Raw genomic sequence first — 23,797 nt, forward strand, 5'->3', positions numbered from 1 at the left:
AAAATTGCTACTCATTTGAAATGGGAAATTACATGATTCAAAATAAAAATCAGTTTTTTATGATGATACGGATAATACAACACATGAGCTTTAACTATATCAATCTTCCGACTTAAACAGAAGTGGGGGAAGGCACTTACTTATGTGCTTCCACACCTCGCTTCTTGTATTTAGGTAATAACTATTATAACTGGAGGAGTTTGCTGAATGGAATTAAAAAGTGTAGGCTTTATCGGACTTGGAGCAATGGGAATGCCTATGGCAAAGAATGTTCTAAAAAAAGGCTATGAATTGCATGTGTCATCTCATAAAAATCGAAAACCTATAGAAGAATTAAAAAAGTATGGAGCGATTGAGCACATATCGATAGCAGATATCATTTCACATAGCCAGGTTTTGATTAGTATTCTACCTACGGACAATGAAATGGAAAATGTGCTGCTTTCTGATCAAGTGCTGAAGAGTTTCAACTCTGACAAGATATTAATTGAAATGACTTCAGGTTCTCCTGGAATGATGAAAAAGATTCATGCTGCTTATCAGGAAAAAAGGATTCGTGTTTTGGATGCACCGGTTAGCGGGGGAACATTTGGGGCTGAACAAGGAAATTTGACTGTAATAGCAGGTGGAGATTCAGAAGTACTGGAAAAAGCCAGACCAGTGTTGGAGGCAATGGCACAAAGTATTTATTTGGTAGGTTCTATTGGTGCAGGAAAAGCAATTAAAGCAATTAATCAAATGTTGGCAGGTATTCAGATGATTGCTTCGGCCGAAGCCGTGGCTTTAGCTGAACAACTAGATGTTGATATGGATATGTTGAAACAAGTGATAGGGAACAGTTCAGGGGCTTCTTGGATGTTGATGAACAAGTTGGATAGCTTGTTAAAAAGGGATTTTGCACCAGGATTTAAACTTAGCTTAATGAAAAAAGATATCCAGATCGCTGTGGACGAGGGGAAAAATAAGGAATTGCCGCTTTCTTCTTTTGCGCTTCAACTTTATAAGACTTCGGAGAAGGAGTTTGGAGAACAGGACTTCTCAGCAATTGGTAAAAACATTCTATCTTAAAAGTGTAAGGAAGTTAACGAAGATCTATTGGATATCATAAGGTACTGTAATTCAGTGTGGCTACATTCATAATCATTATGGGAAGGTGTGATTAATATGGAGAAGGATTTAGTCATAGTCTTAGCACCGGATTCATTTAAGGAAAGCATGACAGCCAAAGAGGCTTGTGAAGCAATGGAAAGAGGTATAAAAAAAGTAAATGATAAGATTACTTGCATTCATGTACCGATGGCAGATGGAGGCGAAGGTACAATGCAATCTTTGGTCGATGCTACTGGAGGAGAATTTCATTCGTTAAATGTAATTGGGCCACTTGGAAACGAAGTGGAAGCACACTATGGGATTCTAAGAGATGGGGAAACCGGAGTAATAGAGATGGCTAGCGCAAGTGGAATCCAATTAGTCCCATTAGAAAAAAGAAATCCGCTAATTACAACAACATATGGAACGGGACAGCTTATAAAAGCCTGTTTAGATCACGGAGTTAAAAAATTATTGATAGGCATAGGAGGAAGTGCGACTAATGATGGCGGAGCAGGTGTTGTACAGGCATTAGGTGGGAAGTTGTTAGATAAAGAAGGAAAGGAACTCAGATTTGGTGGCAGTGAGTTAGGAAAGTTAGCTAGAATAAACTTAACAGAACTTGATCCTCGTTTGAAACATGTAGTTGTCGAAATAGCCTGTGATGTGACCAATCCTCTTTGTGGAGAAAGTGGAGCATCACGTATTTTTGGACCTCAAAAGGGAGCCAATCCAGAAATGGTTGAAATACTAGAAAGTAACTTAAGAAAATATGCCAATGTCATAAAAGAACAATTGAACAAGGAAGTATTAGATATTCCCGGTGCAGGAGCAGCTGGGGGACTGGGAGCTGGACTTATTGTATTTTTAAATGGAGAATTGAAAAAAGGCATTGATATGGTAATAGAATATACTGGTTTAGAAGAAAAAATAAAAGTCGCTGACATGGTCTGGACTGGTGAAGGAAGTATTGATTTTCAAACACAATACGGGAAAACGCCATATGGAGTTGCAACTGTGGCCAAGAAATATAATAAACGGGTAATAGCGCTGGCAGGAAGAGTAAGTGGTGATATTGATATACTATATGAAAAAGGGATTGACTCCTTATTTAGTATACTGCAAGGGGCATCTTCTTTAGAAGAAGCATTAGCTAATGGAAAAGAAAACTTAGAGAAAACGGCAGAGAGCATTATAAGGTTTTATGAAGTTATTAAAGTGAAAAATTTAATTGAAATAAACACAAAAATTTAAAGACGGTGATCCCGTTTTCGATGTAAAGAAAAGCTGGTATGCGCTACTTGGTCCATATCAAAATGGAATTTACAATTAATTAAAAGATTGTGTGTTTGTAACATTTAAAACGCTGTGTAAGTCCCTTTTTTTTTTGAAGTTTACGACATGCTACAAAAACAAAAGTAAGGTACCTGTTAAAGTAAAGCAAATCATTGTATACTTGTTTAGGAATTTACAAAAAAAGAATAGTACCTTTTCCCGTTTCTTTTTCATTTTTTGTTTCTGAGAAAGGAACTGCAATTCATTAATAGTTAGGTGGTTGTTATATTTGAAAGATAAGTGTATTGGTATTGATATTGGTGGAACAAGCATAAAATTAGCTTTTATAAAATTAGATGGAATGACGTTAGCGAAGTGGGAAATACCGACAGATATCTCGTATAACGGCGTAAAAATCGTTGGTGACATTATTGAAACCGTTAACAAAAAAATAGTTGAACTTAATTTTGAGATGGATTCTTTTAATGGGGTTGGTGTCGGTGTTCCAGGATTTGTAGATTCAGTTGCCGGATGTGTAACATATTCCCCTAATATACCTTGGAAAGAAAACTATCCACTGAAAGAGGAATTAGAAGAGGGTTTTAGACTACCAGTGGCCATCGAAAATGATGCTAATTTAGCAGCTTTAGGTGAGATGTGGATGGGTGCTGGAAAAGGAAAGAAAAACATTTTAATGGTGACGCTCGGTACCGGAGTAGGTGGGGGAGTCATTGTAGATGGAGAAGTGGTAAGAGGAATTAATGGGATGGGTGGAGAGATCGGACATATATTTTCAAAGGATAATGGAATTGTTTGTGGTTGTGGAAAAGTGGGTTGCCTGGAAACAATCGCAAGTGCAACTGGTATGGTAAGGTTGGGAAATGAAATGATTGAAAATCACTCCGGTTCTACTGATTTAAATGTAATTAAAGAAGATAACGGGAAAATTGAAGCCAAAGATGTATTAAATGCTGCGGAAAGCGGGGACTTTTATGCTCTTAATGTAGTTGATGAAGCAATGAAACATTTAGGAATTGCAATTAGTACCATTATTCATATAAATAATCCTGAAATGGTGATTATTGGCGGAGGGGTTTCGAAAGCAGGAGAATTCTTGCTAGAACAATTGAAAAAGTATTTAAAACAATATACGTTACCTCGGGCTTACCATGCTTTAACATTAGAACTTGCGTCGTTAGGAAATGATGCAGGTGTTGTGGGTGGAGCCTATTTATATAAGGGGGTCAACAATAAAGTATTGAATGTATAATCCATTAGGTGGTTATGAATTTGTCAATATATCACGTCCAAGGAGGATGTTATGATTATTTCATCTGTGCTTGTTAAACAGTAAGAATAATTTTAAAAATCGAAGATTTTATTGATAGATAATAGTAATCAAAAATTAAATATTAAAAATATTATTGCAATTTAAAATGTAATCGATTACAATATTGGAAGATAGTTTATCTTGAAAGGAATTTAAAATATGATAAGAATTGTTGATGTTGCTAAGGAAGCGAATGTTTCCACAGCAACAGTTTCTAGGGTGATAAGTAAATCCGGTACCGTAAAAAGTGATACAAAAGAAAGAGTCCTGAAAGCGATAGAATTATTAAACTATCAGCCTAATGTTCTTGCCAGACAGCTTCGAAGAATGGAAACAAAAACAATCCTTGTTGTTGTTCCAGATATTACGAATACATTTTTTTCCAAGGTGTTACGGGGGATAGAATCCGTAGCCATGGAAAGTGGATATCAAGTATTGTTGGGAGATGCTCTTAATAATGTGGATCGTGAAAGTGGATACTTAAATATTCTTCAACAAAAAAAGGCGGACGGAATGATATTGTTAACTGCAAGAATTGATGGACAAGTAGTAGAGGACATTGCAAAACAATTTCCTGTTGTCCTTGCTTGTGAGTATACAGAAGGATTTGAAATTCCAACTGTATCGATTGACAATATTAGCAGTGCCAGAAAAGCAACGGAACATCTGATTAATTTAGACCACAAACGAATTGGCTTTTTATCCGGGCCATTTAATAGCGTGTTAGGTCGCGATCGTTTAAAGGGATATAATCAGGCAATGGCTCAACATAGCTTACCTATACTCTCAACAATGGTACAGGAGGGGGACTTTTCTTATGAAAGTGGTTTTAATTTAACGCTTAAATTATTAGCGAATGAAGTACCCCCGACTGCTATTTTTGCTGCTAATGATGAAATGGCAATTGGGGCGATAAAAGCGATAAAATCTAAAGGATTAAGTGTTCCAGGGGACATATCAGTCGTTGGGTTTGATGATATTAAATTTGCTTCCATTTTTGAGCCATCATTAACAACGGTTGCTCAACCATCCTTTGACATTGGGAGGATAGCCATGGAATTACTAATTAAAATTATAAGTAAAGTTAATCTAGAGAAAAGCCAATATATTTTAGATGATAAACTGGTTGTTCGGGAATCATGCAAAAGGTTAAAATAGAAATTTTTTCTACAATTTGTAATCGATTACAAACTATAAAATGGATAATACATGATACATACCCTCATTACATGTCTTAAGGGGGTTATGTATATCACCTTTGACTGATTTTAAGAAAAAAGAGTCCTTTGAAGTGTAAACGATTACACAAATTGAAGGGGGTGATTGATTTCTTTAATACAAGAGGAAATTTGGTTTATTACTTACTAAGCTTGAATAAAGCGATAAAAAAAAATAATGAATGAACCAAATGGGAGGATTAATATGAAAAAGAAATCTTACATATTCTCTGCAATTATTATAAGTGGTGCACTTGCTCTGGCAGCTTGTGGTAACCAAGACGCTTCTACAAAGGAAGGCGGTAAAGACACTACTAAAACAGCAACTATCGCAAGCACTGGTGATTTAATGATAAATCCTAAGGTTTCGGATAAAAAAGTTATGGATAAGGGGCCATATGGTGAGGCAGCAGTTTCGGCTAAAACATTAAAGCTTACTGAAAAAGAAATTGAAAAAATTAAAGCAGGCAATTATAAAGCTGCTATTGTTATGCACTATTCTGGAACAGACTATATGACAGCCCAGGTTAATGCGATGAAAGCATCCTTCAAGAGGATGGGAATCGAAGTAGTTGCAGTGACGGACGCTCAATTCAAAGCAGAAAAACAAGTTTCAGATATTGAAACAGTATTAGCAAAAAAACCAGATGTAATGATTTCTGTTCCAGTAGACCCAGTTTCAACAGCACCGGCGTTTAAAAAGGCAGCCCAACAAGGGGTTAAGCTAGTATTTATGGATGGAGTTGCAAAGGGTTTAAAACCAGGGAAGGAATATATCAGTGCCGTGTCTGGTGATAATCGCGGAAACGGTGCTGCCGCAGCTGATATTATGGCTGAAAAACTTGGTGAAAAAGGAAATGTGGGTATTGTTTTCCATGACGCTGATTTCTTTGTAACAAAAAACCGTACGGATGCTTTTGAAGAAACAATGAGAGAAAAGTATCCAAATATAGAAATCGTAGCAAGGGGGGGAATTACGGGGCCAAATGATGGAGAAAAAGTAGCTTCTGCAATGTTAACTAGAAACAAAGATATTAATGGTATCTTCGTGGTGTGGGATGTGCCTGCTGAAGGTGTCGTCGCAGCTGCTCGTACAGCAGGGAAAGATGATTTAGTAGTCACTACAACAGACTTAGGCACAAATGTTGGATTGGAAATTGCCTCTGAAGGTGTTGTAAAAGGCCTAGGCGGTCAATTACCTTTTGACCAGGGCGTAGCAGAATCTATTTTAGCAGGATACGCACTACTTGGGAAAGAGGCACCAGCTTATGTCGCTACACCAGCTCTATCTGTAACCAAAGAAAACGTGTTGGATAGCTGGAAGCTAATTTACGGAGTGGATGCCCCGGAGATCATTCAAAATGCAGCTGAATAATATCTACTACTAATTAAATCATTAAATTATATGAAGTTATTCTGAAATGAATACCTTCTACAAATAAAGAAGGTGAATTAGCTTTGGGACAGCCAATACTTGAAATGAAAAAAATATCTAAAGCATTCAACGGTATCACGGTTCTTGACAATGTTGATTTCTCTATCAATAAGGGAGAGATACACGCCTTAATGGGTGGAAATGGTGCTGGTAAATCTACTTTAATGAAGATTTTAACGGGTGTTTATACAGCAGACTCAGGAGAAGTTTTAATTGAAAATGAAAAAGTAACAATCAATAGCTATGAGGATGCTAGAAAAAACTTTATATCTATGATCTTTCAGGAGTTTAGTTTAATTCCGACATTAACAGTTGCACAAAATATCTTTCTCACAAGAGAAGCCAAAACTTCTGTTGGGCTGATTAATGATAAAGAACTTGTTTTAAAAGCAGAAAAAATCATAAATGAATTAGGTGTCGATATCAACCCTAATGACATTGTCCAGGAACTTGGAGTAGGGTACTGGCAAATGACAGAAATTGCTAAAGCGCTTTCTCAGGAAGCCAAAATATTAGTCATGGATGAACCGACTTCCTCGCTTACTCAAAATGAGATAGACATACTATTTATGCTTATGAATCAACTAAAAGCAAAAGGGTATTCTATCATTTATATTTCACATAGAATGGATGAAATCTTCAAGATTTGCGACCGTATTACGATTTTACGAGACGGAAAGCATGTAGCTACAGATAACATTGAAAATACTGATATGGAATCTGTTATTCATCATATTGTAGGGGCGAAATTTAATAAGGCCTTTGAATGGAAAGAAAGAAGTTATTCTAAAGTTGCCCAGCCGGTATTACAGGTAAAAAATTTATCGTCAGGACCAAAAGTCAATAATGTAAATTTAAGCATCTATCCTGGTGAGATACTTGGTGTGGCCGGACTGATGGGAAGCGGAAGAACAGAAATGGTCCGAGGCATATTTGGGGTAGACCCTAAAGATAGTGGAGAAGTCATTGTAAATGGACAAAAAGTAACCATAAAAAGTCCAACTGACGCAATAAATGCGGGTATAGCCCTTATTCCGGAAGACCGTAGGGTACAGGGATTAATCTTGGAGCACAGTGTGAAAGAGAACATGGTCTTACCAATCATTTCGAAGGTTAAAAGAGGCTTTTTGCTTGATGATAAAAAGTCCAATGAAATTACAAACAAGTTTGTTAAAAAACTTAATATCAAGACAGACAATATCTTCAAAAAGTCAGGTTTGCTCTCAGGTGGAAACCAGCAAAAAATTGTTTTGGCCAAGTGGCTGGCGAATGATCCAACGGTGCTTATTCTCGACGAACCTACAGTAGGGGTAGACATTGGTGCAAAATCAGAAATTATTGATGTCATTCGTGAACTTGCTGACAGCGGCAAGGCTATACTTGTTATCTCTTCGGAGCTTCAAGAACTGCTGGCCATGAGTGATCGTGTGGTCATCATGCACGAAGGAGCGATCATCAAGGAGCTCAATCGAAAAGAAATCGATACAGAGGAGGATCTTCAATATGCAATACAAGGTCACTAATAAAGTTGAAAACAAACTTAGAAACAATGTAACTACATCACTTAAAGGATTTGAATGGAGAAACTATATCGTTTATATAGCTTTTATAGGAGTATTATTCTATTTCTCGGTTAGCCTTTCTGACCAAGGATTCTTGAGCTCAGATAACTTTATGAATATAGTTAGACAAACAGCTCCTATCACAATCATGGCACTAGCGATGACATTTGTTATCAGTACAGGTGAAATTGACCTTTCTGTTGGCTCTATTGCCGCTTTATCTTCATTAACAGGTGCATTGGCCATCCAGGCTGGTTATGGAGCGATAGGTGGTGTAGCAGTTGGCTTGGCGACTGGGTTACTAGTTGGATTAATTAACGGATTGCTAGTAACAAGAGTACAAATCCCTTCCTTTTTGGTTACGCTTGGAACGTTGGGAGCTATTTCAGGGGTAGCGATGTGGATAACAGACACTGCACCGGTGCCGATCGTTGATGCTTCTTTTAACTTTATCTTTGGATCCGGTGACATTGGTGCAGTTCCTATCTTATTAGTGTGGACATTAATTCTGACTATTATTGCTCATATTCTATTGAAAAAAACACCTTTTGGCAGACAAACCCTTGCCACAGGCGGGAATGAGAGTGCCGCTCGTTTCTCAGGTGTAAAAACCATGAAAATTAAACTTATAGTCTTTCTTGGGACGGGCCTAATGGCGGGTTTGGCAGGTTTATTATATGCAGGACGTATGCATGCAGGGAGGTATACATTTGGTCAGGGCGATGAGCTATCCGTTATCGCAGCAGTCATTCTTGGCGGAACAAGCTTATTTGGCGGCGTAGGAACCATCGTTGGGACTGTAGTTGGATCGTTGATGATTGGAACTATTAACAACGGATTAATAATCATGGGCTTAGATGTGAGCCAACAGATGATTGTTAAAGGAATGATCATTATCATGGCTGTAGCGTTCGGTAAGAAAGCCTTGAAAAGATAGTAAACGATTCAATACTCATTTGGTTTCAACCACTAGAGCAGGGATGAGATGTGAACAAAAAATCAGGTGGGAATATTGAAATGGGTTTTTATCGGGCCACTTACATTGAAGTAATCAGATGACTCAGCTTTGTTTGAGGTGGTTTCTTTGACTGAGAACGGTTTAGATTTTTCAAATATATAACAATTCAAAATGTAATCGATTACATTTGATTTAATGTTTATACCTGGAAATAACAACTTCTTTAAGCATTTAAAGGATCGTTCTTGGGATTGGGTATCTCTTTATAGGAATCTGCAACAATAAAACTTGATAATTGTAGGAATACTAGCACAACCCTGTAAATCGATAGCACGTCTAGGACACTAGATACCACTTACGATCAGTGAGAGTATAGAAAACTAAATGATACAGGGTTAGTTTTTCATTATTCCTTTTTAGGAGGTGATTATTATTCTAGGGTTTTAAAGAAGGCTTTTCATCAGTTCGAATTGGAGGGTAAATAATGAAATTGGGATATCATACGAATACCTGGGGTGGAGTAATTGGCCATCCTGCAGGAGTCACTTCAGTGAAGGATTTATTCTATCTAGCAAATGGGTCAACAGAGGAAGCGTTAAAAGATATAGCAGAAGCAGGCTATCAAGGTTTTGAGATCTTCGATGGAAACCTAATGGAATACAAAGATCGAGTGGAAGAATTTAAGTCTTTGATACGGGAGAATTCCTTAGATTTTATTGGTGTGTACACAGGTGGGAATTTTATCTTTCCTGACATATTAGAAGAGGAATTATCAAAAATAGAGGCGGTAGCTGCTTTGGCATCAAAAGCGGGCGCAAAACACCTTATAGTCGGGGGAGGGGCAATCCGTTCGAATGGTATCCTGGATAGCGATTACATAGCGTTAGGGAATGCTCTTAATATTGTCTCAGACATTGCTGAAAAGTATGACCTTATAGCAAGTTACCATCCACATTTAGGGACAAATGTACAGTCCCCTAAGCAACTGGATAAACTAATGCTATTAACAAAGATAAATCTCTGCCCGGATACTGCTCATATTGAAGCTGGTGGTGGAGAACCGATAGATGTTATAAAAAAGTATTGGGATCGTATTAAATACGTTCATTTAAAAGACTACCATAATGGGGATTTCTTACCTTTGGGAGAGGGTCACCAAAATTTTGACCTGATGCTGACCGTTTTGGATGAAGTGAACTATGATGGATGGGTTACTGTCGAATTAGATAGCTACCCTGATCCAAAAAAAGGGGCAGAGATTAGCCGTCATTTTCTTTCTAAGTTTGTGAAGATAAATAACGTATAGGTTAAAGGATATGAAAGTGGGGTTATTATGAAGAAGTTTTTGTCGGTATTCCCTATGATTTTGTTGATTACCTCTTTTGGACTAGTTGGCTGCAGCCAGGAAAGTTCGAACAGCACTGAAGTTGAAAATGCCCCAGAAGCAAATTCATCGGGTCCGCTTACCATTAACACTGAATTACCGAGTGATCAGGAAATTCTTAGTAAAGGTCCTCATGGGGAAACTGCAGTTTCAGCAACAACATTAGAACTTTCAGAACAGGATATGGAAAAAATTAAAAAAGGGAAATATACTGCAGCAATTGTAATGCATTACGCGGGTAACGATTGGGCAAAGGCACAAATCGACGGTCTGAAATCATCCTTCAAAAGAATGGGCGTAGAAGTTGTAGCCGTTACGGATGCACAATTTAAACCAGAGAAGCAGGTTTCAGATATAGAAACTGTTCTAGCAAAGGATCCTGATCTTATCATAAGTATTCCAGTAGACCCTGTCTCGACTGCTGCAGCATATAAGAAAGCAGTTGAAGCTGGAGTTAAGCTTGTGTTTATGGATAATACACCTAGCGGTCTGGAAGCAGGCAAGGATTATGTGAGTATTGTTTCTGCAGATAACTATGGAAATGGCGTGGCCGCAGCAGATATTATGGCTGAAAAACTTGGTGAAAAGGGGAAGATCGGTATGGTTTTTCATGATGCTGACTTCTTTGTAACAAAACAACGTACAGAAGCATTTGAAGCAACCCTTAAAGAAAAGTATCCCGATATGAAAATTGTTGCACGTGGAGGGATAACTGACCCGAACCAGGGAGAGAAGGTTGCATCAGGTATGCTGACAAAAAACCCCACTTTAGATGGAATCTTTGTTGTTTGGGATGTACCTGCTGAAGGAGCATTAGCGGCAGTTAGAACTGCAGGTAGAGAGGATATGGTCATAACAACAATTGATTTAGGCACAAATGTTGCTTTGGATATTGCATCAGGTGGGCCAATAAAAGGTCTAGGGGCACAGCTGCCTTATGACCAGGGTATCGCTGAAGCTATCCTTGCTGGTTATGCTTTACTTGGAAAAGAAGCACCTGCATATATAGCAGTACCAGCTTTAACAGTAAATAAAGACAATATTCTGGATGCATGGGAACTGGTTTACCATACAGAGGCACCTAATACAATCCAGAATGCAGGAAAGTAAATACTTATTGATCGCTAATTTAATAATAGGAGGAGAATAAAATGAAGAAATTGAATATAGGCATGATTGGTGGAGGATTTATGGGGAAAGCGCATGCACTTGCATATGCAGGGATGCCGATGTTTTTTTGGCCGTCACCAGCAATCCCACATCGTCATACTTTAGTTGATATTACAGATGAATTAGCTAAGGATGGTGCACTGCGTCTAGGGTTTGAGAATTATTCTTCCGATTGGAGAGCGGTAGTAGAAAATCCAGACATTGATATTATTGATATTGTTACTCCTAATGATTCACATGCAGAAATAGCGATTGCTGCTGCTAAGGCTGGAAAGCATATTATTTCAGAAAAACCTTTAGCAAGAGATGCTAAAGAGGCAAAAACCATGTTAGAGGCTGTACGTGAGGCAGGGGTCAAGCATATGGTTGCTTTCAATTATAGAAGAACACCAGCTGTTGCATTGGCTAAAAAATATATTGAAGAAGGAAGAATTGGAAGGGTTTTGAATTTCCGGGGTACTTATCTACAAGACTGGTCTGCAGACCCTAATTCACCTTTATCATGGCGATTCCAGAAAAAAGTCGCAGGTTCTGGCGCTCTAGGAGATATAGGAACTCATGTAATCGACTTTGCACGTTACCTGGTCGGTGAAATCACTGATGTTAATGCACTTGCAAGAACATGGATTCCTGAGAGGCCAGTTCAAACAGGTGGTGTCGACAAATTAGGTACTATCAAAGGATCTGAAGGTGTACCAAAGAGTGCTGTAGATGTAGATGATGAGTTTACTACATTGGTAAAGTTTGAGAACGGAGCAATTGGAAGTATTGAGGCTACACGCAATGCTTGGGGTCGTAACAACTTCTTAACATTCGAAATTCATGGTGACAAAGGTTCAATTTGTTTCAACTACGAGCGCCGTGATGAACTCCAAGTTTGTTTCTCTGACGACCCAGGCGATGCCAAAGGCTTCAGAACAGTTTATACTGGTCCGGCCCATCCATACGGAGAAAGTCTCTGGCCAATTCCAGCGTTAGGCATCGGCTATGGTGAAACAAAAATAATCGAAACTTATGATTTTATTAAATCAATTGCAGAAAACACAGCTGTTTCACCAGACTTTAATGATGGGTTTCAGATTGCAGTTATTTCTGATGCAATCCTTGAATCTGCTGAAAAAGGTGCATGGGTGAATCTGCAACAAAACCTTGTAAATGTAAAATAAATAAAGGGAAACTCCATCAGTAGAAGGTTATTTCATTTACACTTAAACAGGCCAGTCCTGAAATAAATTGGTAAACCTGCAGGTTTCATTATATGAGCTATGTTATTTGATAATACTTCTGTGTTTTTTATCTCTAATATATAAAAAAAGGGTGACTATTAAAACAAGTCACCCCCTTTTTATTGCATCCCTCATTAACAAACCTTAAGACTCACACAGTTTTGACCTGACTGAGTTAACTAATTTAGAAGTACATCTATTTTTGAGAAAATATAAATTTATGGGTAAAAAATGTCTATATACAATAAGTATAAAGATTATAAATTTTGTGAAAAAAGTTGCAATTATTAATGTAATCGATTACAATTATTCTTGTAAAACAGTTTAATACTTAAACAGCCTAATAAGAATAGATAGATAGCATTAATCTCTATAATATGTAATCGATTACATGTAATTATCTCTAATTCACACGAAATCAAGGAAATAAAGGAAAAAAGGAATAAAACTTTGTAATCGATTACAGAAAATCATATGTTACTGGTTAAGGAGGATCACACCATGGAAAAAATTAAAGTGGGAGTCATCGGAAATGGTTTTATTGGACCTACTCATATTGAAGCTATCAGAAGGCTTGGTTTTGTGGAAGTGATCGGGCTAGCAGCTAATGGTCAGGAGGCCGCTGAAAAAAAGGCGGCTGAACTCGGGATTTCAAAAGCCTTTGGCGATTATCGCGATATGCTAAAAGATAGTGAAATCCAAGTGGTACATAACTGCACACCGAACCATCTTCACTTTACGATCAATAAAGAGATTATGTTAGCAGGAAAGCATGTTGTTTCAGAAAAGCCTCTAGCAATGTCAAGCCAAGAATCAGCTGAATTGTTAGCGCTCGCAAAGGAAAATAAAGTCGTGCATGGCGTCAACTTCAATTATAGGCAATACCCGATCATGAAACAATTGGCAGCAATGATAAAGAATGGCGAGTTGGGCAAAGTGAATCTTGTGCACGGAAGCTACTTACAAGATTGGTTATTATATGAGACAGATTTTAATTGGCGGTTGGCTTCGGATGTAGGCGGAAAATCACGAGCCATCGCGGATATCGGTTCCCACTGGTGCGATACCGTCCAATATGTGACCGGAAAACGGATTACGGAAGTATTCGCTGATTTAGCAACAGTCATTCCAGTAAGAAAGAAACAAAAACACAACGGATCCACTTTTGGAACGGAAAAAGAAGAAAATAAGAATTATGAAGATGTTTCTATCAATACAGAAGATTACGCATCCGTTCTTGTACGCTTTGAGGATGGAGCCAAAGGGGTGTTTACGGTATCTCAGGTAAGCGCTGGCCGGAAAAATAGGTTGAGCTTTGAGATCAATGGAAGTCAACATTCAGCCTTCTGGAACCAGGAGGAACCGGAGAAATTATGGATTGGCCACCGTGAAAGACCGAATGAAATCCTTCAGGCAGATCCTGCTTTGTTCTTACCGGAAGCCAAACAAGCAATCCACCATCCAGGCGGACATAATGAAGGTTGGCCGGATGCAATGAAGAATATGATGCTGAATTATTATTCCTTCATTCGTGAAGGCAAGGATCTACTAAATGAACAAGTTAATTTTGCGACATTTGAAGATGGTCATATATCCATGTGCATTACTGATGCGATTTTAGAGAGCCATGAACAACAAAAATGGGTGAAAGTCCAGGGAAGGCAGGAGTATCTATGAAACTAGGTGTATTTACCGTTCTTTATCAAAACCTTTCTTTTGAAGCGATGTTGGATAAGCTTTCCGAAATGGGGGTAGATGCGGTTGAACTGGGTACTGGAAATTATCCGGGGAACTGCCATTGCAACCCGGATGAGTTATTAAGCAGTCCTGAAAAAGTTAAAGAATTTAAACGTGCGATTGATAGTAGAGGAATGACTATCAGTGGACTAAGCTGTCATGGGAATCCGCTTCACCCGAATCAAAAGGCTGCGAAAGAAGCACATGAAACTTGGAGAAAAACCGTTTTATTAGCGGAACGGTTAGAAGTTCCTGTCATCAATGGGTTTTCAGGCTGTCCAGGTGATCATCATGAAGCAAGGTTTCCAAACTGGGTAACATGCTCCTGGCCACCTGAATACACCGAGGTTCTAGATTGGCAATGGAACGAAGCCGTAATTCCCTATTGGAAAGAGGAAGCTCGATTTGCCAAGTCACACGGCATCAATCAAATCGCACTTGAAATGCACCCAGGGTTTGTTGTGTACAACCCGGAAACATTACTGAAGTTAAGGGAGCATGTAGGACCGATTATAGGAGCGAATTTTGATCCAAGCCATTTGATCTGGCAAGGAATAAATCCGGTTGAAGCCATTAAAAGGCTTGGAAAAGAAAATGCCATCTATCATTTTCACGCGAAAGATACGTATTTGGACCAAGCAAATATTAGTGTAAATGGCGTCCTGGATACAAAGCATTACAGTGATATCTTAAATCGCTCCTGGACATTTAGATCTGTAGGTTATGGACAAGACGAAAAAGTTTGGAAAGATATTGTAAGCGCTCTACTCGCAGTAGGATATGATTACGTTGTTTCAATCGAGCATGAAGATATGCTTGCGTCGCTAGATGAGGGTTTAGGCAAGGCCATTTCCTTATTAAAAGGGACCATGTTTAAAGAGCAATTAACTGAAATGTGGTGGGCATAAGGCTCACCATTCCTTAACTTTATAATTCGAGGTGATTAATAGTGAAAGCAATAAAAGGAACGAAACGCGGTCTCTTCGGCCTTCCTATCACCATGATTTGGGGATATTTAGCAACAATGATTTTTATGGTTGGGGACGGACTTGAGCATGGATGGCTGTCTCCATATCTTATTGAACAAGGTTTTACCGTTCAACAGTCTGCTACCTTATTTATGGCATATGGGGGAGTATTGGCTATTGCCTCCTACTTTTCCGGGGTTCTGACAGAAGCCTGGGGAGCAAGAAAAGTGATGATTTTAGGAATGATCATCTGGTTGATCGGTCACATTGCTTTTATAGAGGCTCTTCAAAGTATTAACTATTCAGTCATGTTGCCTACCTATGCTTTACGCGGATTCGGATATCCATTATTTTGTTACTCTTTCTTAGTGTGGGTCACGTATCGCAGCCCTGGTAAGGTCCTTGCGACAGCAATCGGAGTTTTCTGGGCAGCTTGGATTGCGGGGCTTTATGTAATCGGAAGTTATTTCCCAGCATTTATGCTTCCTAAAATTGGGCATGTAGGTCTTCTATGGAGTGCAGTTGCTTGGGTTTTAGTCGGTGGTTTAATTGGAATTTATGTTGTCGGACGCGATACAGGAGCTAAGAAAGGCAATCCAAAGGAAAAGTTCAAAAGCTTAATTAGTGGACTAACCATTTGCTACGAGAATCCAAAAGTAGCAATCGGTGGTATTGTTCGTACGATCAATACGACAGGTATAGGTGCACTGCCAATCTTTTTCCCGTTATATTTATCTTCCGAATACGGATTTAGCACAGAGCAATGGCTGCAAGTATGGGGAACGATGTGGTTAGCTAATATTGTTTTTGATATTGTTATCCCCTATGTCAGCGATAAATGGTTAGGCTGGAGAAATACGGTTATGTGGATTGGAAGCTTTGGTTCGGGTGTAATGACTTTGGTTTTGCTTTATACGCCACAGGTTTTCGGTGGTAATTTTTGGATGATGACTCTTGCAGGAGTATTTCTTGGAGCTGCACTCACAGGTTACGTACCAATCACTGCAATTGTAACTTCACTTGCACCGGATAAGAAAGGGTCTGCAATGGCTGTTGTAAATTTCGGAGCAGGATTATCTTACTTCATTGCACCGGCAATCGTTGGGGCATTCATCGGCAGCATCGGTGTGGAAGGTGTGATGTGGGTATTCGCCATCTTGTATTTTATTAGTGCATTCTTAATGAGATTCATGAAATTACCGCATGAAGAAAAGCAAAAACAGAAAGAAAATGCTTTTATTGACAAAGATCAAGCAAGTTAAAAGATAATAAAAACATTATATATTAAAAACTATGAAAAATAAGACCTTTATTAATAGGAGGAGAAAACCATGAAAGCAGTTATTTTTCCTGGAGACAAAAAAGTAGAAATAAGAGAAATGGAAATCCCGACACCTGGTATGGGAGAAGTTTTAATCCAAATGAAAGCATCTGCGATTTGCCGCAGTGATATGAGTTTATATTATGGAACTTCGGTTTTTGAGGGTACAAAACTTGGTTCTATTGTTCCAGGTCATGAACCTGCAGGAATCATAACAGAATTAGGAGAAGGGGTAACCACTTTTAAGACAGGAGACCGTGTTGCGGTTTATTTAGCACTAGGATGCGGGGAGTGTGCCCATTGTAAGAGTGGTTACAAAATGTTCTGTAAGGAATTCAAGTGCATAGGATTTGATTCCCACGGTGGAGACGCAGATTACATGGTTGTTCCGGCTGAAAACTGCATGAGGCTTCCCGATGATATGAGCTTTTTAACAGCTGCCGTTTCAACTGATGCTGTCGGAACGTTATTCCATGCCCAAAAAAGACTAGCGATTTCTGGAAGAGACAAACTTGTCATTTTCGGAATGGGTCCTATGGGGGCCGCCGGTGTAATGATCGGAAATGCCCTGGGTGCGACTGTAATTGCAGTCGATATGCTCGATGAGCGCTTAGAAATGGCGAAAGAATTAGGCGCTGCCTACGTAATTAATGGGAAAAATGCAAACGTACAAGAAGAAATTTCCCGCATTACAAATGGGCTTGGTGCCGATGCGGCGATCGATTGTTCAGGAAGCCCTTTTGCTCAGAATGATGCGCTGGATTGCGTTAGAGCCCATGGACGGGTTGCCTTTGTTGGTGAAAGCAAGGAAACTACGATTAAACCAAGTGCACAATTAATCCGTAAACAAATCTCTGTCATAGGGTCGTGGTATTTCCCAATCCAGGAATTTGACGAAATTACGGAATTCATTGTGAGAAAAAAACTCCCTGTTGAAAGATTGGTGACCCATAAATTCAGACTGGAAGAAGCAGAAACAGCGTTCCGACTATTTGATGAAAGAAAAACGGAAAAAGCAGTATTTGTTTGGGAATAATATTTAGCTATACAAATACTTATTAGCTCTCATTGCCGGTCCGAAGTATAGGGATAAAATAACAATCGTTAGATAATATCATTCGAAAAGAGGTTATGTATCATGAAGGGCATTTCGTTTAATACTTGGGCATACAGCAGTTTTCCATCTTGGGTTCCTTCCTATCCGCTAGAGGAAGTAATAAATAGGATTTCATCATTTGGTTATGATGCGATTGAGATTGGATGTGCAGCTCCTCATGCCTGGCCGGACTATTTATCACCGGAAAGAAGGAAGGAAATTTTAAAACTTTTAAAAGAAAAAAACTTAAAGGTATCATCGATGCTTCCTGCACCAGGAGGCGGACCGGGTAATAACCCAAGTTCACTTCTTGCTGAGGAACGAAAATTTACGATCAACCACTATAAAGAGGTTGTCCGGTTGGCACACGAGTGGGAATGCCCGACAGTTATGTGGATTGCAGGATGGGCCTCATTTGGCATGTCTCAACAGGATGCCTGGAATTACAGCTTAGAGGGGTTGGGGGAAGTTGGTAATTATGCCAAAGAGCTAGGTGTAACTATGGTTGTTGAGCCAACCCCTGCAGATAGCAACCTGATTGAAACAGCGGATGATGCTTTGTTATTAAGCGAACAAACTGGTTTATCCAATGTCAAGGTAATGTTTGATACATTCCATGCTTTGTACAGAAACGAAGTACCAAGTGATTATGTATATCGAATGAAGAATAAACTCCACCATGTGCATATTTCGGACAATGACCGTCTCCCTCCTGGCCAAGGAAGAGGCGATTTTACGGCCGTACTTAAAGCATTAAAAGAAATCAATTATGATGGGTATTTATCAATGGAAGTAGGATTTCATACAAGACAAGCAGAACCAGATTGGTACGCAAGGACTTCGATTGAATACTTGAAAGCTAAATTAAGTGAGATTGATTATTTATAAAAGGTATTGTTATGAAATATCATATTTGAAGTTATATACCTATGATTTCTGAGAAGAAAAGGATACTAGAAAAAGTTGCTAAGGTTTGGAAACTGATTAGAAAAATTATAAAGAATAGAGGCATAGTCGATTGCTATGCCTCTATTCTTTATATATATAAACCTAGTAGCTACCTCTGTTGTTTTAGGATTCTTTTTGGTTATTAGTAATTCAAGGTGATCTTACATTCATCCTGTAATATTTAACAAGGATAAAAACACTTGAACAGTCATTCAATATCAACATTTTTCTTTAACAGAGCCAATTATTAAAAATAAAGGCTATAGAGAGGAGAGGAGAGAGAAATAACCTATGGCAATTACAATAAAAGATGTGGAAAAACTGGCGAATGTTGCTACTTTTATAATTTCTCAATTGAATGCAGATGATACTCGAATAAGTGAAAAAACGAAGGTTCGTGTTCGTAAGGCAATGCAAAAGTTAGGATACCATCCTAACTTTATTAAAAAGGTTTGACAGAAAATGATGATACACTAATAAGCAAACTGTTTAACAAAAGGAGAGTTGAGTTAATGTATGGACCGGTTTAAGTGATTATCCTGAATTAGATATAAAATTGAGGGGAGCATTAGAGTTTAAACTCCATTCGATGATTAAAGAGAGCCTTTTGGCTCTTTTTATTTTGAAAAAGTTTTAACTTTGTAAATTTTTGTTTTGCTGTCCTACCCTACCCCTACAGGGATTATTTCTATTAGGATCATGGTCCTTTGCTTACTCTAAGCTATATTTATATTATGAGTTTTCGCTTATTATAAAACGGATTTACATAAATATGGGGATGACTTTACATAATATAGAAGGATATAAATTCCTTTGTAATAGGGAGGTGATTAGATGTTCTTCAAAAAACGAAAGATTAGAAATAATAAAGACAAACAGGTCGTGACTGAGAATTCACAAGATATTGGCCAGCTGTTTGCTAAGGTTAAAAAATCCAGTGATTTTAAACAATTTCCACTTACAGATGAATCGGGACATTTAATCATTTCTTACTACAATACACTGGTCGATCAACAACAACTCCAACTGAAAATTTTAATGATTTTCCGAGAGACCCCTTTTGAACTAGGCAGGCTAGAGAAAATTGATGACATAAAGAAAATCATCGCAATAGAAGATATTGTAATAACAGATAATCGGAACGAAGCTGAATCAAAGTTACTTAAAGGGTATGCGATACTTCAAATGAAGGAAAATGATCAAAGGGTTGCTTTAATTCTCTTATCTAATGATAAAGCTGGATTGCGTGAACAAAATAATGTTGAAAATGAGTTTAGTGTGGTGGGGCCACAAATTGGGTTTCTTGAGAATATTGATGTAAATATACATTTATTAAGACAACAAATAAATACAACTGATCTAATTACGAAGGAAGTAAACATTGGTTCTACTTCAAATACTCGAGTTATTATTGCTCATATTGATGGGATTACGAGTGAGCAGCACGTTAATACCATGACCCAACGGCTTCAAGATATTGATTTTGATGTCATTTTTGATACTTCTCAGCTGCATCAATTTATAGAAGATAATTCCCTTACACCGTTTCCTTTGCTTCTGCCAACTGAACGTGTGGATAGGGCGGTTCAAGCTCTTATTAACGGACAAGTAGCTGTTTTAAGTAGTGGGTCGCCATATGTCATTACAGGTCCTTCTACGATCATTGATTATTTTATTTCACCTGAAGATTACTTTCTCCCATGGATTCTTGCATCTTTTTTTCGTTTAATACGGGTATTCAGTGTCCTTTTCTCCATTTTTGGAACATCTATTTATATAGCCGTTATCACTTACCATTACGAGATGATTCCAAACGATTTATTCGGTTCACTTAGTACTTCTCGTTATAATGTCCCGTTTCCGCCGGTATTAGAGGTGATTTTTCTGGAATTCACGATTGAACTATTACGTGAAGCGGGAGTCCGGTTACCTACAAAGGTAGGACAAACATTGGGAATAGTGGGCGGTATTGTTATCGGCCAAGCGTCAGTTGAGGCGTCTCTTACAAGTAATGTCTTACTCATTATAGTCGCCTTATCTGCCTTAGCTTCCTTTACTACCCCAATTTATAAAATGTCGAACACTATACGTTTTTTACGTTTTCCTTTAATTCTCTTCGCATCTATTTGGGGGGGACTAGGTATCGTTATTGGGATTGCGTTTTTAATCATTCACCTTACACGGTTAGAATCTTTAGGAACACCCTATACAGTTCCATTTTATCCTTTTAGGCATGAGGATTTAACGGACAGCCTGATCCGTTCCTCTTATAGTAAAACATCCAAAAGGCCAAATTATTTACGTCCTAAATCAATTTGGAGATACCACCCACATAATCACAAAAAAAAGAAAAGTGATTTTGATGAATAATTGGGAAAGGATAATAAAGGTGAATTTCATGAAATTATGTTTTCTGTTAACTTTTAGCTTAACTTTCTTTTTATCAGGGTGTGGTATACATGAGAGGATCATTGATGAAGTTCAGATAATTGAAGCTCTAGGATATGATCGGGAAGAAGGCAAAGTTAAAGGAATTGCTATTTATCCTACTTTCGCAGAGCAGGGAAATGTCAAATTGAAGATTTATAAAACGGTGTCTAATTCATATGAAGACATACTCCCGAGAATGAATGCAAAATCAGCCTATCCTATTGAGACAGGAAAATTAGATTTTTTATTGTTTGGCAAGGAATACGCCACACAAGGGATTGAAGATGTTATCACTAATTTTGCCCGAAATCCAAATACAGCGAGTCGAATGCAGTTGGGCATTGCTGAAAACACAGCCGAAGATATACTTCAATCCAGTAAACATGTGAATCTTTCATTCCATTTAAGTGAAAAAATCAATCAAAACATTGAAAGTGGTAATTTGCCAAAAATGAATCTGCACATGTTTTTGAATAATTTTCATCAAGAAGGGAGGGATCAAATTTTACCTTACCTTATCCTAGAGGAAAATCAAATTAAAATTGACGGGTTAGCTTTATTAAAAAACGGGAAGTACATAAATCATATTAATTTAAGACAGTCCTTAATTCTAAAAACATTAATTGATGGGTCTCAAAATGGACAATATAAAACCAAAATCACGCAAAATAAAAAGGAAGGTTTTATTCTCTTGAAAAACCTGGATGCAAAAACTACATATACGGTTGAGAAAAGCGAAGGCATTCCGAGTATATTCATCGATTTAACCATCCATGCAGAGATTGAAAAAGCATCATCCTGGTTTGATTTGAAAAAAAATAAAGATATTGTAAAATTGGAACGAATTTTAAATGAACACTTTAAGGAAGAGGTCCAACGTTTAATTTCACTGGCACAAGGATACAATGTAGATCCCATTGGGTTGGGAGAAAAGGTTAGAGCCAACTCAAGAAATTGGGACTATCAACGGTTTATGGACATATACCCAAAAGTAAAAACCACTGTACACACAAATATTGACATCCTAAATACAGGTATTGAAGAGTAAGTCTGCATGATAAGAGGAGGAGCCACGTGAAATCATTACTAGACGAACGACATTTAGTATCTTCCTTTTACGTTTTCTTTCTGATCTACACGAATATTATTGGCATAGGAATCATGAGTTTTCAACGAGATATAACGAAGGACGCAGGTTATGATGCATGGATTTCCATCATTTTATCAAGTATAAGCATTCATATACTAGTTTGGATGATTTATCGTATTCTTGGAATTGCTAAAAATGATGTCATACATGTTCACAAATTTTGCTTTGGAAAATGGATTGGCGGACTGTTCAACATTTTTGTGATTTTCTACTTTCTTATATTAGCGTTAATTGTTTTCCGTGTTTATATTGAAGTTGTTCAAGTTTGGCTGTTTCCCTTAATGAAGACCTGGCAAATAAGCCTCATTCTTCTAGTCCTCATTTATTACGTTGTATCCGGTGGATTCCGCGTGATTACTGGAATGTGTTTCTGGGGAACTATTATACCTTTTATTATCCTGTTTCCCCTTAATTTTTTTTCGTTGGAATTTGCCAATTTTCACAATTTATTACCCGTCTTTAACCACTCTCTGAAGGAAATCGTATCATCCTCTAAAGCTATGTTGTTTCAGTATGTTGGCTTTGAGACCTTATTCATGTTCTACCCATTCATTAAAAATCCAGACAGATCACAAAAATGGGCCCATTTTGGACTTTTGTTCTCAAGCTTACTTTATCTAATAGTAGCACTCATCACATTTGTTTTCTTTAGTGAAGGACAATTAAACCATACAATATGGCCCACATTAGATCAAATGAAAATTGCGAAATTCCCTCTAATAGAAAGAGTCGAATTTATCGTTGTTTCGATTTGGTTACTTCTCATATTACCCAATATCAGTGTGAAAATATGGGCAGGTTGTCGTGCTATTAAGAAAGTAATAAATGTGAAACAACGTATAAGTCTGTTCATTGTACTGGTCCTATTCTTTATTATAGCTAATGTGCTCAAAGAGAGGAGTCAAATAGAGCGATTGAATGAAATGTATTCAAACATTGCTTTTTACTTTGTGTATCTATATATCCCTTTTCTCTTTTTGTACATTCATATTAAGCATAAAATAACTAAGTAGGATAGAAAGCTTCTATTAACTTATAATACAATCTGGGCAGATCGTTTTGTAAGGATTCAACAGAAAAGGTCAGCAGTTACATTTGGGAAGGTGAACCATTCCAAATCACAGAAGTTAGGTTTAGTTCGCCTTATTCCGTCGGAGATTTGTCACACTGATGTTCTAACACAAATCAAGCTTACCTTTATATATTTTTCCATTGGTTCTTGTAAATTTAGGTAGTATAACGCATTTTGTTGGTTTGAAGTTAATTAGGGGCTTTGTAGGAATGGGAGTAAGTAGGGTAGGTGCAATTATACTTGGAATAAGCCTAAGAATCTTAGTTTTAATATTAATTACAGATTCAAATAAGAAAGGAAAATTGTAGAGAACCATTTGATTGATTAATGATGTACTTCTTAAACTAACGAGTGCGATACTTCAATAAGAGGTATCGTGTTTTTCTTATTGAGCTCCCATGAGAATTAAAAGGCTCAAAATCCAGAAAA

At 37.8% G+C, this 23,797-nt stretch carries 18 protein-coding genes and 1 pseudogene; all 19 read left to right on the forward strand.

Annotated features, from left to right (window positions below):
- The first annotated feature begins 207 nt into the window (after window positions 1-207).
- The 19 genes and pseudogenes from LQ188_RS00630 (at window position 208) to LQ188_RS00720 (ending at window position 23,309) form a co-directional block, all read left to right on the forward strand.
- The gene (locus tag LQ188_RS00630) at window positions 208-1,068 is read left to right on the forward strand and encodes an NAD(P)-dependent oxidoreductase (RefSeq protein ID WP_230175724.1); all 861 of its coding nucleotides are present in this window, start codon (window positions 208-210) and stop codon (window positions 1,066-1,068) included.
- A 96-nt stretch (window positions 1,069-1,164) separates the two neighbouring features.
- The gene (locus LQ188_RS00635; protein ID WP_230175725.1) at window positions 1,165-2,343 is read left to right on the forward strand and encodes a glycerate kinase; all 1,179 of its coding nucleotides are present in this window, start codon (window positions 1,165-1,167) and stop codon (window positions 2,341-2,343) included.
- A gap of 310 nt (window positions 2,344-2,653) precedes the next feature.
- Window positions 2,654-3,634 (forward strand): ROK family glucokinase, encoded by a 981-nt coding sequence (locus LQ188_RS00640; RefSeq protein WP_230175726.1) that lies wholly within the window; start codon window positions 2,654-2,656, stop codon window positions 3,632-3,634.
- A 219-nt stretch (window positions 3,635-3,853) separates the two neighbouring features.
- Complete coding sequence (locus LQ188_RS00645; protein ID WP_230175727.1) at window positions 3,854-4,852, forward strand: LacI family DNA-binding transcriptional regulator; 999 nt, start codon at window positions 3,854-3,856, stop codon at window positions 4,850-4,852.
- Between the two features lie 264 nt (window positions 4,853-5,116).
- Window positions 5,117-6,286 (forward strand): substrate-binding domain-containing protein, encoded by a 1,170-nt coding sequence (locus LQ188_RS00650; protein ID WP_230175728.1) that lies wholly within the window; start codon window positions 5,117-5,119, stop codon window positions 6,284-6,286.
- A gap of 83 nt (window positions 6,287-6,369) precedes the next feature.
- Window positions 6,370-7,869: a sugar ABC transporter ATP-binding protein gene (locus tag LQ188_RS00655; protein ID WP_230175729.1), complete on the forward strand. Its 1,500-nt coding sequence runs from the start codon at window positions 6,370-6,372 to the stop codon at window positions 7,867-7,869.
- Window positions 7,850-8,845 carry an ABC transporter permease gene (locus LQ188_RS00660; protein WP_230175730.1) on the forward strand — a complete coding sequence of 332 codons (996 nt, stop codon included), beginning with the start codon at window positions 7,850-7,852 and terminating at the stop codon, window positions 8,843-8,845. Before LQ188_RS00655 ends, LQ188_RS00660 begins: the two co-directional genes overlap by 20 nt.
- Window positions 8,846-9,350: 505 nt before the next feature.
- Window positions 9,351-10,172 (forward strand): sugar phosphate isomerase/epimerase, encoded by an 822-nt coding sequence (locus LQ188_RS00665; RefSeq protein ID WP_230175731.1) that lies wholly within the window; start codon window positions 9,351-9,353, stop codon window positions 10,170-10,172.
- A gap of 27 nt (window positions 10,173-10,199) precedes the next feature.
- Window positions 10,200-11,360 (forward strand): substrate-binding domain-containing protein, encoded by a 1,161-nt coding sequence (locus LQ188_RS00670; RefSeq protein WP_230175732.1) that lies wholly within the window; start codon window positions 10,200-10,202, stop codon window positions 11,358-11,360.
- A gap of 41 nt (window positions 11,361-11,401) precedes the next feature.
- Entirely contained in the window at window positions 11,402-12,586 is a 1,185-nt protein-coding gene (locus LQ188_RS00675) for a Gfo/Idh/MocA family oxidoreductase (RefSeq protein WP_098866254.1), read from the forward strand.
- Between the two features lie 561 nt (window positions 12,587-13,147).
- Window positions 13,148-14,323, forward strand: coding sequence for a Gfo/Idh/MocA family oxidoreductase (locus tag LQ188_RS00680; protein WP_201183707.1), 1,176 nt, complete (start codon window positions 13,148-13,150; stop codon window positions 14,321-14,323).
- Entirely contained in the window at window positions 14,320-15,291 is a 972-nt protein-coding gene (locus LQ188_RS00685) for a sugar phosphate isomerase/epimerase (protein WP_230175733.1), read from the forward strand. Before LQ188_RS00680 ends, LQ188_RS00685 begins: the two co-directional genes overlap by 4 nt.
- Before the next feature lie 41 nt (window positions 15,292-15,332).
- Window positions 15,333-16,613, forward strand: a complete 1,281-nt coding sequence (locus LQ188_RS00690) for an MFS transporter (protein ID WP_230175734.1) — start codon at window positions 15,333-15,335, stop codon at window positions 16,611-16,613.
- 69 nt (window positions 16,614-16,682) lie between these two features.
- Window positions 16,683-17,708, forward strand: a complete 1,026-nt coding sequence (locus LQ188_RS00695; protein ID WP_230175735.1) for a zinc-binding dehydrogenase — start codon at window positions 16,683-16,685, stop codon at window positions 17,706-17,708.
- Window positions 17,709-17,810: 102 nt separating this feature from the next.
- On the forward strand, window positions 17,811-18,656 hold the full coding sequence (locus LQ188_RS00700; protein ID WP_230175736.1) for a sugar phosphate isomerase/epimerase: 846 nt from the start codon (window positions 17,811-17,813) through the stop codon (window positions 18,654-18,656).
- A gap of 351 nt (window positions 18,657-19,007) precedes the next feature.
- Window positions 19,008-19,160 (forward strand): annotated as a pseudogene (locus LQ188_RS00705) (LacI family DNA-binding transcriptional regulator); the annotation flags it as partial.
- A gap of 390 nt (window positions 19,161-19,550) precedes the next feature.
- Entirely contained in the window at window positions 19,551-21,086 is a 1,536-nt protein-coding gene (locus tag LQ188_RS00710; RefSeq protein WP_230175737.1) for a spore germination protein, read from the forward strand.
- A 28-nt stretch (window positions 21,087-21,114) separates the two neighbouring features.
- On the forward strand, window positions 21,115-22,194 hold the full coding sequence (locus LQ188_RS00715; RefSeq protein ID WP_230175738.1) for a Ger(x)C family spore germination protein: 1,080 nt from the start codon (window positions 21,115-21,117) through the stop codon (window positions 22,192-22,194).
- Between the two features lie 26 nt (window positions 22,195-22,220).
- Window positions 22,221-23,309, forward strand: a complete 1,089-nt coding sequence (locus LQ188_RS00720) for a GerAB/ArcD/ProY family transporter (protein WP_098371984.1) — start codon at window positions 22,221-22,223, stop codon at window positions 23,307-23,309.
- Window positions 23,310-23,797 lie beyond the last annotated feature (488 nt).

Origin of the sequence: Peribacillus sp. Bi134 (assembly GCF_918698065.1) — a bacterium.
GTDB lineage: Bacteria > Bacillota > Bacilli > Bacillales > DSM-1321 > Peribacillus.

Excerpts from the sequence above, each read along its gene's own strand:
- LQ188_RS00630 (WP_230175724.1), top strand. The coding sequence starts at position 208 with ATGGAATTAAAAAGTGTAGGCTTTATCGGACTTGGAGCAATGGGAATG.
- LQ188_RS00635 (WP_230175725.1), top strand. The coding sequence starts at position 1,165 with ATGGAGAAGGATTTAGTCATAGTCTTAGCACCGGATTCATTTAAGGAA.
- LQ188_RS00645 (WP_230175727.1), top strand. The coding sequence starts at position 3,854 with ATGATAAGAATTGTTGATGTTGCTAAGGAAGCGAATGTTTCCACAGCA.
- LQ188_RS00650 (WP_230175728.1), top strand. The coding sequence starts at position 5,117 with ATGAAAAAGAAATCTTACATATTCTCTGCAATTATTATAAGTGGTGCA.
- LQ188_RS00660 (WP_230175730.1), top strand. The coding sequence starts at position 7,850 with ATGCAATACAAGGTCACTAATAAAGTTGAAAACAAACTTAGAAACAAT.
- LQ188_RS00665 (WP_230175731.1), top strand. The coding sequence starts at position 9,351 with ATGAAATTGGGATATCATACGAATACCTGGGGTGGAGTAATTGGCCAT.
- LQ188_RS00670 (WP_230175732.1), top strand. The coding sequence starts at position 10,200 with ATGAAGAAGTTTTTGTCGGTATTCCCTATGATTTTGTTGATTACCTCT.
- LQ188_RS00675 (WP_098866254.1), top strand. The coding sequence starts at position 11,402 with ATGAAGAAATTGAATATAGGCATGATTGGTGGAGGATTTATGGGGAAA.
- LQ188_RS00680 (WP_201183707.1), top strand. The coding sequence starts at position 13,148 with ATGGAAAAAATTAAAGTGGGAGTCATCGGAAATGGTTTTATTGGACCT.
- LQ188_RS00685 (WP_230175733.1), top strand. The coding sequence starts at position 14,320 with ATGAAACTAGGTGTATTTACCGTTCTTTATCAAAACCTTTCTTTTGAA.
- LQ188_RS00695 (WP_230175735.1), top strand. The coding sequence starts at position 16,683 with ATGAAAGCAGTTATTTTTCCTGGAGACAAAAAAGTAGAAATAAGAGAA.
- LQ188_RS00700 (WP_230175736.1), top strand. The coding sequence starts at position 17,811 with ATGAAGGGCATTTCGTTTAATACTTGGGCATACAGCAGTTTTCCATCT.
- LQ188_RS00710 (WP_230175737.1), top strand. The coding sequence starts at position 19,551 with ATGTTCTTCAAAAAACGAAAGATTAGAAATAATAAAGACAAACAGGTC.
- LQ188_RS00715 (WP_230175738.1), top strand. The coding sequence starts at position 21,115 with ATGAAATTATGTTTTCTGTTAACTTTTAGCTTAACTTTCTTTTTATCA.